This window comes from Undibacterium sp. RTI2.2, from assembly GCF_035018705.1.
Classification (GTDB): domain Bacteria; phylum Pseudomonadota; class Gammaproteobacteria; order Burkholderiales; family Burkholderiaceae_D; genus Undibacterium.
On the sequence record NZ_JASJXN010000008.1, the window covers coordinates 108320 to 123911 of the forward strand.

The window sequence follows — 15592 nt, forward strand, 5'->3', positions numbered from 1 at the left end:
AGTTGACTTACTGATATGCACAGTGCGTGCTTAGTGCAGTTGTACCGATTGCTTCATGTAAGAATCGAACTGGCCCAGAAAATCATCGATATCTTCAATGCTAGGTTCGCTGGCGATTAATTCGTGGACATCTTTGCGGAAGTTGGCTGCTAGCGGGCCGCCGATAAACCATTCGCGACGCACCGATTTGTCGGTGATTTCATAACCGCCAAAGCGCAAAGCTTCATGGTCAGTGTCGGCGCCGTATTCAAAGACGCTGTATTGCTCGCTGTTGTAGATGAGATTCATTTTGCACCCTTTCTGGTCGGAAATCGTTGGTGGTTTCAATTTCTGTTACTAAGGACATGGTGCTGATCTGCACAGATTTCAAGCCTCCCCTCTACAACTGCCTTCTTTAGCTTATCACCTCATATTACCTTTGACTTTGCATCTTGCTGGAATAATTTTATATCTTTGTCATATTAGTGTTACGGCCGGGCAACGCAGAGCTTTAGCTTTTTCGGACTTAGGCGGATTCTTTGCTAAAGAAAATAGCTCAATATTGAATGATTGAGACCGACTCAATTAAATGATTTTATTTATACCTGTAGGAGTATATTTTATTGTCCAGATAATGATTGGACAATATGGCTATTTTCGTAAAAATGATGGGGAGTATATGAATTTTTGAGCTTTATTTTGTCAGCCAGAGCTTAAAATAATATCTGCATCGCATCTTAACAAGTCGACATACGGCGCTTGTGATAAAAAGTCACGCAGTTGTGTTAAATGTTCTGGATTACCTAGTGCCAGAAACAGATAATTCGGTTTTTGTCGTAACAGACGATTGAGTGTGACGCGCATGGCGAGGTTGCCAATGCAACACATACAGCCGGGTGCGATGCGTTGTATTTGTAGTGCAGGTGTTAATTTTGTCTGCGGTGCTGTTGCCGGATCAGACAATCTATCGTTGATGACTTGGAGTGCCAGTTCACCGCTGGGCAAGCCTTCCAGTATGACGCCGAAAGAATTGGCGCTATGGATACCGGCAAGGACTTGCATCTTTTGTACAGCGGCAGCAATCGCAGACTCTCTTTGCTGATAACTGCCGCCGCTGACCAGCGTGACTGATGTAGGACATGTGGGCAACGTGCGCAAGTTAGGTTCTTGCATGCAGTTTTATTCGCCGCGTTTGGCGTATTTAACTGACTCCACTCCAAGTTGCTTTAATTTACGATACAGATGCGTGCGTTCTAAACCTGTTTTTTCTGCTACGCGGGTCATGCTGCCGCCTTCGCGGTTGAGATGGTATTCAAAATAAATACGCTCAAAAGCATCGCGTGCTTCTCTCAGCGGCAAATCAAAGGACAGATTGGCAAACTGATTATTCACCGCCGGTAGAGGACTTTGCGCCGTCGTAAAATTGCGCTGATCAAAATTGCTCGCGCTGGAGGCGAAGCTACTGGATGTCAGGCTATTCGAGTTACTCAGGCTATTGCCAGCACTGTTACCACTGTTGCCAAGCGAATCGCCAGTGATGACACGTAAAGCGGGTGCCGCAGGACGGGCTACTTCTGGCGTGCGCGTCAGACCTTGCTGAACTGCTTTCAGCAGTTTTTGCAGGGCGATGGGTTTTTCTAAAAAGTTCAGCGCGCCTATCCGAGTGGCCTCGACCGCAGTGTCGATGGTGGCGTGACCAGACATCATGATGACGGGCATCGTCAACATACCGTCGCGTTGCCATTCTTTGAGGAGTGTGACGCCATCGGTATCTGGCATCCAGATATCCAGCAACACCAAGTCAGGGCGGGATGCCGCTCTTGCTTCGCGCGCTTGCTGGGCGTTTTCTGCCAGTTGAACGACGTGTCCCTCGTCGCCTAAAATCTCCGAGAGTAGTTCCCGGATGCCCATTTCGTCATCGACGACCAATATGTTTGCCATAAATTACCTTATTAAATTCTGGTCCATTACCATGCAGTGTTCCTCTGGTGGGTTCCATCGCACATAGCAATAGTGGAAATCAAATTAAACGACATTTGAATCCGGTGCTAACTTTAACAGCAAAATCGATATTTTTGCACCGTTTGTATCGCTACGATTTTGAATATCAATTCTACCGCCATGTTCATCAATAATTTTTTTCACCATCGCCAGGCCTAAACCGGTGCCGCGTGGTTTGGAAGTGGCATACGGCTCAAAGGCGCGCGCTAAAATTTTACTAGAAAAACCGGGCCCGTTATCGATGATAGACAGCCGCACCGCAGCGCGTTCCGCCTTGTCGGCGCTGGTGTAACGAACTAGCTCCGCGACCACATCAATTTGCGGGATCGCGCCTGGTTTGGCGTTGTCAGCAACCGCATCTTGCGCGTTTTGTAAAAGATTGTGGATTACCTGGCGCAGCTGGGTAGCGTCACCCATGACTAAGGGAAGATTGCTGGCCAACCTGAGTTTGATCGCATCCCGCCCATCTCCAGCCATATACAAATGCAGTACTTCATCAATTAAAGCGGTCAGATTTAACGGTGTCAGCACGGCAGGCGGTGTTTTTGCGTAATCGCGGAAATCATCCACCATGCGCTTCATCGAGGTTACCTGATTGACAATCGTGGTTGTGCTTTTCTTAAGAATAGCAACATCGGCTTCGCTCAGCTTGTCTTGCAGCTTCATCTGTAAACGTTCGGCAGATAACTGGATCGGTGTCAGCGGATTTTTGATCTCATGCGCCAGTCTTCGCGCCACTTCGCCCCAGGCGATTGAGCGCTGTGCCGAGATAATATTGCTGATGTCATCAAATACCACTACGTACCCGTTGCCCGAAGAGACCGGCAAATGTGAGCCGCGTGCCAATAAGGTAATGCCTTGTTCTTCAGTATTATTAGGCGCTGTGCTTTCTGTTCTGTTGGTTTGCAGTCGTGGGATTTCGATTTGCTGCTGCCAATGCTGCGCGTTTTCATCCTCGCCACCGGCGGCGGATTGTGCATGCTGCTCAGAGAATGCTTTATCGACTGCCACGGCGAAGCCGCTCATGCCTTCGATCTCGCTAATTGGCTTGCCGATGTCATGCTCTAAACTGCGTTGCAAAATCCGCTCTACTGATTCGTTACAGGTGACTAAATTGGCATGCTGATCAAGCACCATTACACCGGCGGACATGTTAGCCAATACGGATTCTAAATAGGCTTTGGCGTTTTCTAACTCGCTACGGTTTTTCTCCACTGCGGCACGCGCATCAAATAGCTGCCGAGTCATCGTGTTAAACGATTGCGTCAGACTGCCGAGTTCATCCGAGGTTGTGATGATCGGGCGTGGTGAGAGATTACCTTCTGCTACCGCTTTGGTACCTTCGGCTAATAACAGAAGAGGGCGCGCCAGCTCGCCTGAGATCAGAAAAGCGCTAGTGACTGCGGCAAAAATTGCCAGCAATAAAGTCAGCGTGAGGGTAAAGATATACATGGTTTTCAAGCTGCCGCGTCCTAAGGAGCGGACTTGATATTCTGCCGACGCATTGCGCAGTGCTTCTGCATGCGTGGCGAGCATGGTAGGTACGGGATGGATTAATTGCAAATAAATTGCTTCATTTTGCAAAGACAAACCACTTGTGTTGGTGCCAGTGGCGGAGTGCAGGGCAATCACGACGCGCGAACGTAACAGATCGCGTGGCTCCGCTGGCAGAACGGGGCGGCTGGCGCCGGCATTAGCGGCACTATTGTCAATAAACGAGACCGGTTCAGAATTGCCCTCAGTCGCGGCATACGCATGCGATACCCGCGCCTGCCGTATCATCGCTGGGGTTGGCAAGTCTGGCACCAGTCGTCCCATATTGGCAGAGGCGGTAGCAATGACGCGCCCTTTGCTGTTTACGATGGTGGCGTCTTGCACATCCAGCTGTTCTCGTAAGCGTCCCAACCGGATAGACAAACTCATTTCAGATGGTTCTGATAAGCGGCCGGACATATTTTGGGCTTTGGATTCTAGATCGGCTAATGAGAACTCGAGCGCACTGCGTCCCAGATTTAAGCCCGATTCAATCGCCGCCTCGACTTTGACATCAAACCAGGATTCGATAGACCGGCTCACAAATTGCACTGACACGACGTAAATCACCGCGCCCGGCAAAATCCCCACTAACGCAAATAACATCACCAGTCGCGTCATCAGGCGCGAGCCAAACTCCTTAGTCCGGTACCGCCGTAACAGGCGCCACAGAAGAGTGATGACTAACACCGACAGCGCAAAAGCAATGACTGCATTCGCGCCCAGCAACCAGCCGTAATAGTGCTCAAAATTGGCAGAATTTTCGGATGCAGTGGTTAAAAAGAATAGTAAGATGCTCATCAGAGCACCGCCAATAATCAGGGCATACCGGAGAAAACGTGTCACTTCTCTTCCGCCTTGAAGGTGAACTGTTTCCAGTCAGACGCAAGTCGCCAGTCGCTATTATTTAAAGCGCTGATCAAAAACGGTTTCGGTAGCTGGTTCAGGTCCAGCTTTAAGCGCACAGCGACGTTATACACCGCGCCGTTGGTCAAAATGCCGTGTTCTACGACGATCCAGCGCCTTGGCCGCAATACCAAGGCCATGGCTTCATCAAGAGAGTTGAAACTTTGCTGCAAACCGCCATTGATTGCCGCGGTATATTGACGTGTCCAGACGTTGTAGGCAATGCGGACGGTCTGAGACGAGCGTATGGTTTTTTCGTCAAACCAGTACCAACGTGGTCGGCTTAGCTCAACCTCGGTCGTAAATACCATCGGTATGCCGCGGGTGATCGCATCTTCCAGCCCGTGACTTAACTCAAAAGCAAAACCGGTAGCAATTCGGTAACCTTCTTCGGTGGTTTCCAGTTTTGCCAGGGTCACCTCAACATCGGCGGCCAAGGCCGCTGGTGCAGCTAAGGCAGTAACGCAGGCAAATGCCAGCATCAACAGCAAGTTCAACCATCCGGCCAACAGGCCGTTTAGTAAATGAATAGAGCGTCTGATCATAAAATTATGATGAGGCGAAACAAGGGTCATGATTGTCTGATAAGTATGAGTGCGGTTTTTCGCATCATAGCTTGAAAGTCGCTCTGAATTTTATTAAGTTTTAGCAATAAGTGCTAAGCGGCGGGTTTTTGAAACAAAGCGTAGAACAAACCGTCATGATCGTTGTTCTCAGCCGACGTTGTGTCTGATTCTGTGGCTTGCTCGGCGGTCTGTTCCGTTGTCTGCGCAGTTATCCGATTAGGCAGAATGGCGGTCGGCAAAAGTTGACCAGGTGCATCCAGACGGATTGCGTTATGACGTTTTGCAAAAGCTGCTGCCTGCAATTCAGACTCCATCGGCCAGATAGAACAAGTGACCAACAGCAGTTTGCCCTCCGGTTTCAGCATGCGCCATAGATTGTCTAAAATCCGGGCGGATAAGGTCGATAACTGTACTGCATCCGCCTTGCGCCTTAACCAGCGGATATCCGGATGACGGCGCACCACGCCGGATGCGGTGCAAGGAATATCTGCCAAAATTCGGTCAAACCCTTGTTTATCCCACCAGCCAGAGCGGCTGGCATCGCCTTCTTTCACCTCTGCTGACAATTGCAAGCGCGCCAGATTTTCGTCAATCCGCCCCAAGCGTTGCGGGTCTGCATCCAAGGCTAATAAATCGACATTGGCTGTTTCCAGAATATGGCAAGACTTACCGCCGGGAGCAGCGCAGGCATCTAGCACTCGCATACCGTCTTGTACATCCAGCAAACTTGCGGATAATTGTGCGCCTGCATCTTGTACTGAAACCCAGCCTTGCTCAAAACCAGGGATTTGTGCCACCGGCACCGGTTTTGTCAGACGCACTGCATACGGTCCGATTTGGATTGCCTCTATGTGTTCGCTTGCCAGCGTTAGTAGATACGCCTCAGTCGTGATCTGACGACGATTCACCCGCAGCGTCATCGGCGGATGTTGATTACCTGTGCGCAAAATTGCTTGCCATTGATCGGGGTACGCCGCCTTGCATTGATCAATCCACCATTGTGGATAATTCCACAGCGCCGCTGGTTGTTTGATCACGGTAGCCAGCAAACTGTCTTGCTCACGCAGAAAGCGCCGCAAGATCGCGTTGACCATGTTTTTGGCATGCGCCATGTGTGAACTGGATGCCGCCGCATTAACTGCTTGGTCGACCACCACGAAGGCTTCGTAAGGCAGTTCCTGATCTTCTTCCGCCTCGTTTTTGACCAGTAAAGTCAACGCACAACACAGCAATCCGTATAACAGTGCCGGTTCCGGTGCTTTAGTTGTCATCAAAGTGAGTAAGGCATCAACCCGACCAACCTGACGCATAGTGCGATAAGAAATGTCTTGAATCGCCCCTTTAATTTGCGGCGTTGCCTTGCTTTGTGTAAACACTTTAGCCAAGGCTTGTGGCAATGCCACGCCGTCTAATACATAGGCTACGGCTTGCGCCGCCCCCACCAGACTAAAGGCGAGCGAATCTGCTTTTATATCCAGATACTCTATGCCCGATGTGTCGTGCACATAAGCGTTTGGCTGCGCGCTAGGGGCGTTTGATGAGCTTGACGGGCTTAATGAGGCTGGCACTACAGGTCTTGCCGCTGCTGCATCAGTTGCCGCCGGTTTGCCGGGCCTACGCTGGTCTGCAATGCCATCAGATGACGGGGAGGATTTTGGCCCTGGTGCTAATGGTGCCGACCGTGCCGGTTGGCCGGACTTTGCATATGGCTTAGAGGTCGCTGGCCTGCCTGATTTATTGGTCTTATTGTCCTTTTGGACAGCGCCTGATGCGGCAGTTTTAGTGATCTTTAAGGTTTTTCTTGGCGGTTGTAGCATATGTGCATTCGTTTAGACAATTTTGGCTGCCAGTGTAACAGCCGCGCCAGCGTATTCGCTAAAAACGCGTTCCAGTCAGCCAGCTTTTGAGGTAAAACCGTTCGCCACTGAGAATTGCAAAGGCAAGGAGGAGATCGTGAGAATGACTAATAACTCAATATCAGCCAATATCAAATATCCTAGATTTTAATATACTCCCTCATTTTTATCTTAAAAATGATGTATCAGGCAGGTTTTATATGGACAACTAATATATACCTACTGGGAGTATTTATGTTTTGTGACTAAGCTGGGGTCAGGCTGCGATGAAATGTCGCTGCACCAGCCATGTCCGCACATCGTCAAAGACACGGGTGGCTTCCAGCTCATTAAAAATCTCGTGATAAAAGCCATCGTAAAAATACGCTTGCGCAGTTTCTTCCGGTAAGCGGACAAAAAAGCGTTGGCTGCCCTCGGGGTCAACCAGGTGATCATCACCTGCCACGATCATTAGCACGGGGATTTTAAGTTGTGGCGCGTGATCATGGGCGTATTCCATCGAGGCCAGCATACTATTTAATAAGCGGGCGCTGATTTTGGAGTGCACCTGAGTATCGTTGATGTAGGCCTGAATTACCTCGGCATCATGCGACAAATACTTTGTTTTTAAACCATTAGAAACACCAAGACCAGGGAACAAGGTACTGGCAACTTTGAGTAATGCCAGCTGCATGCCAGACATCGGTAATGCCAACGCTGGGGAGGACAAAATCAATCCACGGATAGGCGCCAAACCAGCAGTCGCAAAACGCGCTGCAAACAAGCCGCCCATGCTATGCCCTAACAATAGCGGCGGCGCAGTAAGATGTTTGCTGAAATCATTAATCACCAGTCTGGCATCACGCAGCAAAGATTCTTCGTCAGGACTATCGCCACGCGCACCACCAGATGCGCCATGGCCACGATGATCATAAGTGCGTACCGCAAATCCCAATGCGTTAAAAAACCGCGCCACATGTGCATAGCGACCACAATGCTCGCCCAGACCATGCATGATCACAATGCCATCGTGCACCGGTTTTTTGTCATCTGCCTGAGACAATGGCCAGTCACGCACAAATAGCGGCGTGCCGTCACTGGCGGACAAACTAAACTCTAGCGTTTTATCAATATGCGATGTCATTGCTGCCTCCGGCGCGGGACTAAATTAAACGCCCCACATTACTTCTCTCTGCATTTTATGCGCGGCATGCAGCATTTCAAGCAAAGGATACGCTCGACTGGAAAAGCTGACAGTCTCTGTTTTTTCATGCTCGTTATCATGCTGATCGTCGTGGTGGTGCGCATCAATATCGCGTTGCAATTCTTCCGACACACTATGCGCTTTGCTGTCAGCAACCGCAGCCTCGATGACCTGGATCGCATGCGCAGTTTCTGCTGCAGTGATAATGCCTTGATCGACATTTTTATTCAGCATGTCCAAGATCCGACGCGCATGTTCTTTGTACATGGTTACTTCGGTAGCGGCTTTCGATTTGAACGTGATTAACATGAATTTTCCCTATTGATAAATATGAGTTGATGCTATTTTTGATTGAATTTGGTGGAGTCTGGCAGAGCTTGCACAAAACCGCTATCACGGCCTTGCTACAACAGTTTTCTTCATTTGTGCTGGTTGATGAATAGTTCAGTTAAGCTTCGGATTAATGATATGCCTAAAAATTAGCCTCGGCAATTCTTAACCCATTCAGCTTACCTAAGTCATATTAACGGGTACGCTGATCTTCTGAACGGAAGCGCGTCACTTCAGGATCGCGCAAGGCCAGGTGCTTGGTACTGCGCCCCGTGACCCGTTTGCGCCACATCTTAAAACTGGATCGCTTCATATATTTACGCATGACAGCGATTACGTTTTTCTCGTCCAGCCCGAATTGTACTTGGATTGCCTCAAACGGCGTTCTATCTTCCCACGCCATTTGTATGACGCGGTCGACTGTTTCGGTATCAAGTTCTGGTAATTTCATACAGTGTGAGTCTCAAAGATAAAAAGATAATGGTTTTGCGTAAGTCCTATGGCTTAATTAATCAATGACTTAATTAATTTTAAATGAGGTCATAAAAGTATCAATCACATCAGGGGTGACGGCTTTTTCTCGCCCCATAATCACCGCCTGATACACCCAGGGTCCGCGTGTGATAAATCGCGCGACCAGTAGGACTGGCTGACCATTTTGCAAATTGCCGTGCGCCTCAACATCAACCGACTGCTCAAGTTTGCCTGGTTTTTCGCTCACGATGGTGCCGTGAATATTATTGACCATGCCATTTTTCATTGCTGCCAACACCACAGCAATTTTGCTCGCATCCTCAATTTTAGCTGTACCGATGGCAAAGCTCACGCCGTCTACGTCTGCGCCTGTCATTTCCATTTTAAATTGCATACCCTCCAATTGCATGTCACGTGAAAAACTGGCTGGCTTGGCGGGCATTAAAACTGTGTACGGCACATCGCTGCCGCGAACCTCACGCCAATCGAACTTAGGTGAGCAAGCACACAATAAAAAAGCACAAGCAAGTACGATCAGGTGAGGGTAACGACGTGACATTTTTGAGGATAAAAATAAAGGCATTTGTACAATCAATTAATAAGGGCAATTCAAATGATTTGGTTAAATCGGACGCAACTAAGATAATGTTTTTCTTAAAGAAGTTCTTCTATTGTATGTTACAAGCACCAATTAGCTATTTAGCCAGAGATAAGGCCGAAGTCCTTGTACAGATAGCACTGGGTTTTTGCCTGACTACCGTTTATCCGGCACATCGACCAATAAAACCCTCAAGTCAGCAATCGGTCGTATGGCGCTGGTGACGCTGATCCATCTTAAATATAGTGTGCATATCGGCAGCAATGCCTCGGGAACTTCTAACAACCAATGGAGCATGATCATGCAAGAGCAAACACAACAAACAAATTCGCAAACACAAAAACCAGAAAGCACATTCGACGCTGTTACCGCTTTATTGAGCGAATTGTGGACGACTGTCATCGATCTTGCCCGTACCGGTCTGCGCTGGGTGCGCCGCTTGCCTGCGCCGCAATTGCTCACCTTGTCGATTGCATTAGCCATCGTGTTGACCATTTTGCCTTTGGCTCTGGTGTTATTCCTCAGCTTCTTGATGATCAAGCTCTTAATTTTGGTGAGTGTCTTAGCCACCAGAAAAAGTCGTCAACGCGCCACACGTCTTGAGCACTCCCGTTCAGTAGCCGGGAGTCATCCTGATCAGGGCGATCAGAGTGGCGGTGGACAATGAAATCCAATGGAAATAATCGCATTTTGACGATCGTTTTAGACATCGTTGAAACCACAACCGTATTGTGGTGGCGGTTTTTTGATTGGCTGGCGGTAGTGTCCTGGCAGAATCTGGCGATTGTCTGTTTTGCTGTTTTTATGGTAGTCGGTCCGGTATTGCGGACACCTGAATTAGGCGCGTTTTTTGCCATCAGCTCGGTCGCAATCAAAGTGCTGGCAGGTGGCAAGCGTCAAGCTGATTTAAAAGCGGCCGATGCTACTACCAAGGCCAATGTCGAAGCCTTGGAGCGGCGTTTGATGGAAGCGCAGATGGCAACCTTGCAGGCACAAATCGAGCCGCATTTTTTGTTTAATACCTTAGCCTTGATTGGGCAGTTGATAGAAACCGATCCGCTACAGGCTGCACAAATCCACGCTCATCTGATTCAATATCTGCGCTCGGCTTTACCGCAAATGCGCGAGCAGGGTGGTGGCAGATTAGGGCAGCAGGTTGCGCTGTCGCGGGCTTACCTCAATATTATGCAAGCTAGGATGCGTGAACGTTTGCAAGTCAATTTCGATGTTCCTGTGCACTTGGCAGACGCTGCTTTCCCGTCGATGATGTTACAAACCCTGGTTGAAAATGCGATCAAACATGGTCTGGAACCGAAGACCGAAGGCGGCATAATTCATGTCAGCGCCGCTGCCGCAGGCAATTATTTGCAAGTCAATGTCAGAGACAGCGGCATCGGTTTTAACGTCCATGCCGACGATGGCATAGGCTTAAGTAATATCCGCGAGCGACTAAAAATTTTATACGGACAAGATGCGCAGCTAATGATTGAGGCACCGATTACCGGTGGAGCGATTGTGAGTATTCGCATACCGTATTCCGGACGTGCTTAAGTCCTATCGAATCAACAAGTGCAAAATCTTAAATTTGTAGAGTAAATTTTGACAGAATTTTTGTGAATCAAAAAATGACGAATCCAATCTCGACATCTTCGACCCCTCCGACACCTCTCACCGCGCTTATTGTGGATGACGAACCTCCGATGCGCGATCAGTTACGCGCCAGATTGCGCGAAGTCTGGCCAGAGCTGCAGATCATCGCCGAGGCCGGCAACGGTATGGCGGCGGTCGAGCTGGCGAATTTACATCGCCCGGATATTATTTTTCTCGACATCCGCATGCCGGGACAAAGCGGGATCGAGGCCGCACGTGAACTGGTAGGGCAATCGCATATCGTATTCGTCACTGCCTATGACGAGTATGCGGTGCAGGCGTTTGAACAGGGCGCTTTAGATTATTTACTCAAGCCAGTCGATGCAGACCGATTGCGCGCAACCTGCGAGCGATTGCAGAAGCGCTTGGCCTTGACCGCACAAGCCACACCATCACAAGCGCCGCAAAACCAAACAAAGAATCTTGAACAAAACCAGCAGATCATGGATTTGCTGAGCCAGCTTGCGCAGCAAAAGCAAGCCAAGCGCGACTATCTGCGCTGGATACAAGCTAGCGTCGGCAGCAGCCTGCGCATGATCAGCACGAGGGAGATTTTGTTTTTTCAGTCGGATGAAAAATATACTCGGGTACAAACAGAAACTACCGAAGTGTTGATCCGAAAAACCCTCAAAGAGCTGGAGGATGAACTTGACCCAGATGAGTTCTGGCGCATCCACCGCTCGACCTTAGTACGGGTCGATGCGATTACCGAAGTGACGCGCGATTTCCGCGGACGGCAATTAATCCAACTAAAAAATCATCCAGAAAAACTAGAAGTCAGCCGCAACCATGCGCACCTTTTTCAGCAGATGTAGCGGGGACGGCTGTAACTGCCCGAACTAGTTTGTTGAGGAAAAGAATCTAATTTTTAGACTGTCTACATTGATCGCTATTAAGTGAAAATGTATATACTCCCAATTAATTTTGTGAGACATGTTAGATTGTCCAATCATTATATGGACAGAAAATAAATACTCACTAAGAGTATCTATATTTGCCAAGGACGACAAATTCAAACTGAGGTAGCTAACGTAGAATATTCCGGCGAATCCAGAGAATTGAAAGCTAGCAATAACTACTATCAATTTCATGCGCTGCCATGCTGGAGCAAATGCGGTTAAACCATGGGTTAAGCCAACGCATACCTTGCTTGAATTTTATCGGTTAGAGACGATTTAACCTCTAACCACTCGTCATTCGTGATGCTGTAGAAAGCAGTATTTCTTGGCTTACCATTAGGCTCAACTTTGTCCTTTCTTTGAATACCTTCGAAAATGGCGCCAATTTTTTCCAGAGCTTTGCGCGATCTGGTGTTATCAGCCTTTGCCCTGAACTGGACTCGATTCGCCAAAAGATGCTCAAAACAATACTGAAGCAATAGAAACTTGCACTCCAAGTTAACGCCTGTTCCCCAATATGCGGTATCAATCCAAGTGATGCCGATCTCTAGTTTTTTATCCAGCGAGTGGATTTCTAGGAGCCTCGTCGTTCCGATGATTCGCGAATCAATCAAATCAACGATCAAAAATGGATATGCTTTGCCAGCGTTACGATCACTTAGTGCTGCATTGAAGTTCGGATAAAAAATCTCTGGATTCGAGTAATCAACCGACGTTTGCTTCCAAATTTCCGGGTTGCAGGCAACTTTAAAAAGTTCGTCAAGTTGATCTGCTTCAAGAGGGCAAAGCTCCACCTTTTCACCGCGTAGATGAACGGGGTGTTGTATCCATGTGTTGGTCAAAGTGCTTATCCTCTGGTTTAACGTGATTTAATTTTCATTTTGCAATAATAATCGATGGGATAAAAATGAGCAGTTTGTTCTGCTTCTTTTGAAATATTTATGAACACCTGCGTCGTAAGCCTTACAGCAAAGTAGGTTATCGCTCGCCGAAAGTTAGGCTTATCTGACGAGAAAATCGTGAAGATGCCAGACGTGCGAACAAAGAGAAATTATCTGATGACTCGGCGTAAGTGCGATTATGCTGCGCTAATCGCACTTACGCGGGCTGGATTGAATTGTTAGCCCCCATGTACGTGACGAACATACTGCTGATAGGCAGGAAGTGCAATGGCGGCCAAGATTCCGATGACGGCAGTGCCGATAATTATTGCCAGTGCCCAAACAGACCACTTTTTCTGGACACGATTAAAGTGCTCTAGGCTATCCCGGCGTTTATTTTTCCATGCAAGCTCTCCCCCTCTAAAACCAAGATAAAAGCTAGCAATGAAGCCAATATATGGGACAAGACAAAGAAGGCTAATTCATGTTTTGTTGAAAATTGCCCAGATCCAATTGAGGAAGAAAGCCCCCCAACTCCAACCTTTGACGCCATACGGTGGCACTACTCCACGACCTTGGCCAGAGTTGTTTTCTTCGGATGGAGGAAGTTCTAAATTTGCTAACGGAGGTGTATATGGATTTTGCATATATTGATAACGGTGTTGTTAGTTGAAAGCGCTAACGTGATTTAATTTGAATTTTGCAATAATAACTGACGGAATAAAAATCGCAAGCTTGCGCTAAATCTCTTGAAATGTGCATGAACATGAGCTGCCTTTGCTTAAATATGTCAAATAAACTGTATGACTAAATGGACAAAAAAATCAAACCTGCAAAAGAACGCCTACTCGACTAATTGTGCGATTTGCGCCGTCGTCTAATCTAGCAACTCAGCATGTCAAAGGCACGCTCGTCGCTCTTCTACTGGAAAATCTGGGTTGACGTGGGGTTTCTGGCGCAAGCAAACAAATCCGCCAAGATAAGATGAAATGCTTGGCAGGATTTGTTACCATGCAGCTATCCCCATATCTGATCGGTGCTGCGATGTCACTTCGTTCCTCTCTTTGCCTCGGCGTTTGCGCTTTGACTTTGCTGGCGGGTTGCGATCGCCTTGGGCTGCCTGATCCCGCTAAAGAGGCCGCCGCCAAAGAGGCCGATGGCCGTGCCACTGGCGGCGCATGTCGTCATTCTGGCCGCGCGCTGGAAGATTGTTATGTGCTTAATCCCGAGGCGTCCAGGTCTGCCGTGTATGCCGGTTGGAAAGAGATGAGCGACTACATGCGCGAAAATAAAATTGAGACCGTCAAGCCAGAGAAGGTAGACGCAGAGGCGCATGCCAAGATGGAAGCGGGTGCAAGTGCCTCGGCCAGCGCACCTTCTGCCAGCGCATCGGCATCGGACAGTGCTAGCGAAAGTGCTAGTGCCAAAGGCAAATCCGCCAAGCATTAAGTGGTGGCCGGTGGAATAAACCTGATTTGCCGCCACCGCATGATTGCTGGCGATGCATCAAGATATCTATCTACGTAAAATAGATACTCCTATATAGTATTTTAAGGTGTCCATATAATCATTGGTCAGTAAGGCGATTTCTGTAAAATAATGGGGGAGTATATAAAATTTCCCCATGAATTATGACCAAGGATGTAGTCAAACCAGCCGTGCCCTGATCCGCTAAAAGGAAATCCCATGCATCCGAATGCCCAATTAATCACCCAGTTTTATACCGCCTTCCAGCGTCTGGATGCCGAAGCGATGGCGGCTTGCTATGCCGCTGACGTGATTTTTTCTGATCCGGTTTTTCCTTCTTTGCAGGGGGCAGAGGCGGCGGATATGTGGCGCATGCTGACTAGCAAAGCGCAGAATTTTTCTGTCGTGTTTGACGGTATTTCAGCTGACGATCAGCGCGGGCAGGCGCATTGGGTGGCAACTTACACGTTCTCGCAAACGGGTAACACAGTGATCAATGATATTCATGCCAGCTTTGCTTTCCGCGATGGCAAAATCGTACAGCACACAGATCAGTTTGATTTATGGAAATGGTCGCGCCAGGCTTTGGGTTTGAAAGGCTGGTTACTGGGCTGGACGCCGCTGGTGAAAAATGCCGTGCAAGCCCAAGCTGCCAAAGGCTTGGCGATTTTCCGTGGCAAGCGCAGCTAATTGGGCTGAACTAGCGTAGACATCTGGCAGCCCGGTTTGTCGATGTAGAAGTCAGGACTTACGCAAAACAGTCCCAATTGCGTAAGTCCTAAGAAGTTTGTTTTGCAAACCAGCTTACCTGAGACGCTATTCTGTAGGGTCAGCTTTGTGAGATTTCTGGTAAATGATTTTTTTACGTCCACCGTCACATCTTGCGACCACCCGGTTTTTGGTTTCTGTATCTGCACTGACTACTTGCAGCCTATAGTTTTTAACCCCTTTCCCCTCCAGCTTTGCTTCAATCTTTTCTTTGATTTCTGCACAAGGTGTGATGGCTGCCATGCCAGAGGCAGAAACCAACATCAGGCTGCTTGCTAAGATAAGTTTTTTCATTGAACACGCTCCTTGTCATTGTCAGGATTTGGGCAACATCGTCTTAGTAATGTTGCGCAAGCTCCATGTGGATGGATCTGTGATTTTAACTCTTGCCCTCAGTGCAACAATGGCACATAAATCTGGCTGCGACAATCACTTGTGATTATTTATGATTATTCATGATACTTTGATGGTAAAAACGTATCATTTCTACCTATTAGGATT

The 15592-nt window shown here is 48.3% G+C and carries 17 protein-coding genes; 5 read left to right on the plus strand and 12 right to left on the minus strand.

Translation table 11 applies throughout. The features are described from left to right. Positions 1–30: 30 nt before the first annotated feature. The 10 genes from QN395_RS06500 to QN395_RS06545 form a co-directional block, all read right to left on the minus strand. Complete coding sequence (locus QN395_RS06500) at positions 31–288, minus strand: DUF3567 domain-containing protein (RefSeq protein ID WP_322120359.1); 258 nt, start codon at positions 286–288, stop codon at positions 31–33. A gap of 393 nt (positions 289–681) precedes the next feature. Then, positions 682–1152, minus strand: coding sequence for a GTPase (locus tag QN395_RS06505; protein ID WP_322120358.1), 471 nt, complete (start codon positions 1150–1152; stop codon positions 682–684). 6 nt (positions 1153–1158) lie between these two features. After that, positions 1159–1920, minus strand: coding sequence for a response regulator (locus QN395_RS06510; RefSeq protein ID WP_322120357.1), 762 nt, complete (start codon positions 1918–1920; stop codon positions 1159–1161). An 84-nt stretch (positions 1921–2004) separates the two neighbouring features. Then, positions 2005–4359: a sensor histidine kinase gene (locus tag QN395_RS06515; RefSeq protein WP_322120356.1), complete on the minus strand. Its 2355-nt coding sequence runs from the start codon at positions 4357–4359 to the stop codon at positions 2005–2007. Beyond that, positions 4356–4964, minus strand: coding sequence for a DUF4390 domain-containing protein (locus QN395_RS06520; protein WP_322120355.1), 609 nt, complete (start codon positions 4962–4964; stop codon positions 4356–4358). The genes QN395_RS06515 and QN395_RS06520 overlap by 4 nt, the downstream gene beginning before the upstream one ends. Positions 4965–5077: 113 nt before the next feature. Further along, entirely contained in the window at positions 5078–6802 is a 1725-nt protein-coding gene (gene rsmB / locus QN395_RS06525; RefSeq protein ID WP_323491807.1) for a 16S rRNA (cytosine(967)-C(5))-methyltransferase RsmB, read from the minus strand. A 295-nt stretch (positions 6803–7097) separates the two neighbouring features. Then, positions 7098–7964, minus strand: a complete 867-nt coding sequence (locus QN395_RS06530) for an alpha/beta hydrolase (protein WP_322120353.1) — start codon at positions 7962–7964, stop codon at positions 7098–7100. 24 nt (positions 7965–7988) lie between these two features. Then, on the minus strand, positions 7989–8333 hold the full coding sequence (locus QN395_RS06535; RefSeq protein WP_322120352.1) for a DUF1840 domain-containing protein: 345 nt from the start codon (positions 8331–8333) through the stop codon (positions 7989–7991). A 214-nt stretch (positions 8334–8547) separates the two neighbouring features. Next, positions 8548–8805, minus strand: coding sequence for a TIGR03643 family protein (locus QN395_RS06540; RefSeq protein ID WP_323491808.1), 258 nt, complete (start codon positions 8803–8805; stop codon positions 8548–8550). Between the two features lie 69 nt (positions 8806–8874). After that, a complete protein-coding gene (locus QN395_RS06545; protein ID WP_323491809.1) occupies positions 8875–9411 on the minus strand; it encodes a hypothetical protein in 537 nt (178 codons plus the stop codon). Positions 9412–9574: 163 nt separating this feature from the next. Between QN395_RS06545 and QN395_RS06550 the strand changes: the two genes are divergently transcribed. The 3 genes from QN395_RS06550 (at position 9575) to QN395_RS06560 (ending at position 11891) form a co-directional block, all read left to right on the plus strand. Next, positions 9575–10093, plus strand: coding sequence for a hypothetical protein (locus QN395_RS06550; protein ID WP_323491810.1), 519 nt, complete (start codon positions 9575–9577; stop codon positions 10091–10093). Continuing rightward, positions 10090–10977 (plus strand): sensor histidine kinase, encoded by an 888-nt coding sequence (locus QN395_RS06555; protein WP_323491811.1) that lies wholly within the window; start codon positions 10090–10092, stop codon positions 10975–10977. The genes QN395_RS06550 and QN395_RS06555 overlap by 4 nt, the downstream gene beginning before the upstream one ends. Positions 10978–11051: 74 nt before the next feature. Beyond that, on the plus strand, positions 11052–11891 hold the full coding sequence (locus tag QN395_RS06560; RefSeq protein ID WP_323491812.1) for a LytTR family DNA-binding domain-containing protein: 840 nt from the start codon (positions 11052–11054) through the stop codon (positions 11889–11891). A 314-nt stretch (positions 11892–12205) separates the two neighbouring features. On the opposite strand, the gene QN395_RS06565 is transcribed toward QN395_RS06560, so the two are convergent. Then, positions 12206–12817, minus strand: a complete 612-nt coding sequence (locus tag QN395_RS06565; RefSeq protein ID WP_322120346.1) for a GNAT family N-acetyltransferase — start codon at positions 12815–12817, stop codon at positions 12206–12208. Positions 12818–13867: 1050 nt separating this feature from the next. Between QN395_RS06565 and QN395_RS06570 the strand changes: the two genes are divergently transcribed. Continuing rightward, complete coding sequence (locus tag QN395_RS06570; RefSeq protein WP_416352045.1) at positions 13868–14305, plus strand: hypothetical protein; 438 nt, start codon at positions 13868–13870, stop codon at positions 14303–14305. A 237-nt stretch (positions 14306–14542) separates the two neighbouring features. Further along, positions 14543–15013, plus strand: a complete 471-nt coding sequence (locus QN395_RS06575; RefSeq protein ID WP_323491813.1) for a nuclear transport factor 2 family protein — start codon at positions 14543–14545, stop codon at positions 15011–15013. Positions 15014–15139: 126 nt separating this feature from the next. Here QN395_RS06575 and QN395_RS06580 read toward each other — a convergent pair whose 3' ends face one another. Next, entirely contained in the window at positions 15140–15385 is a 246-nt protein-coding gene (locus QN395_RS06580) for a DUF1161 domain-containing protein (RefSeq protein ID WP_323491814.1), read from the minus strand. Positions 15386–15592: the final 207 nt, after the last annotated feature.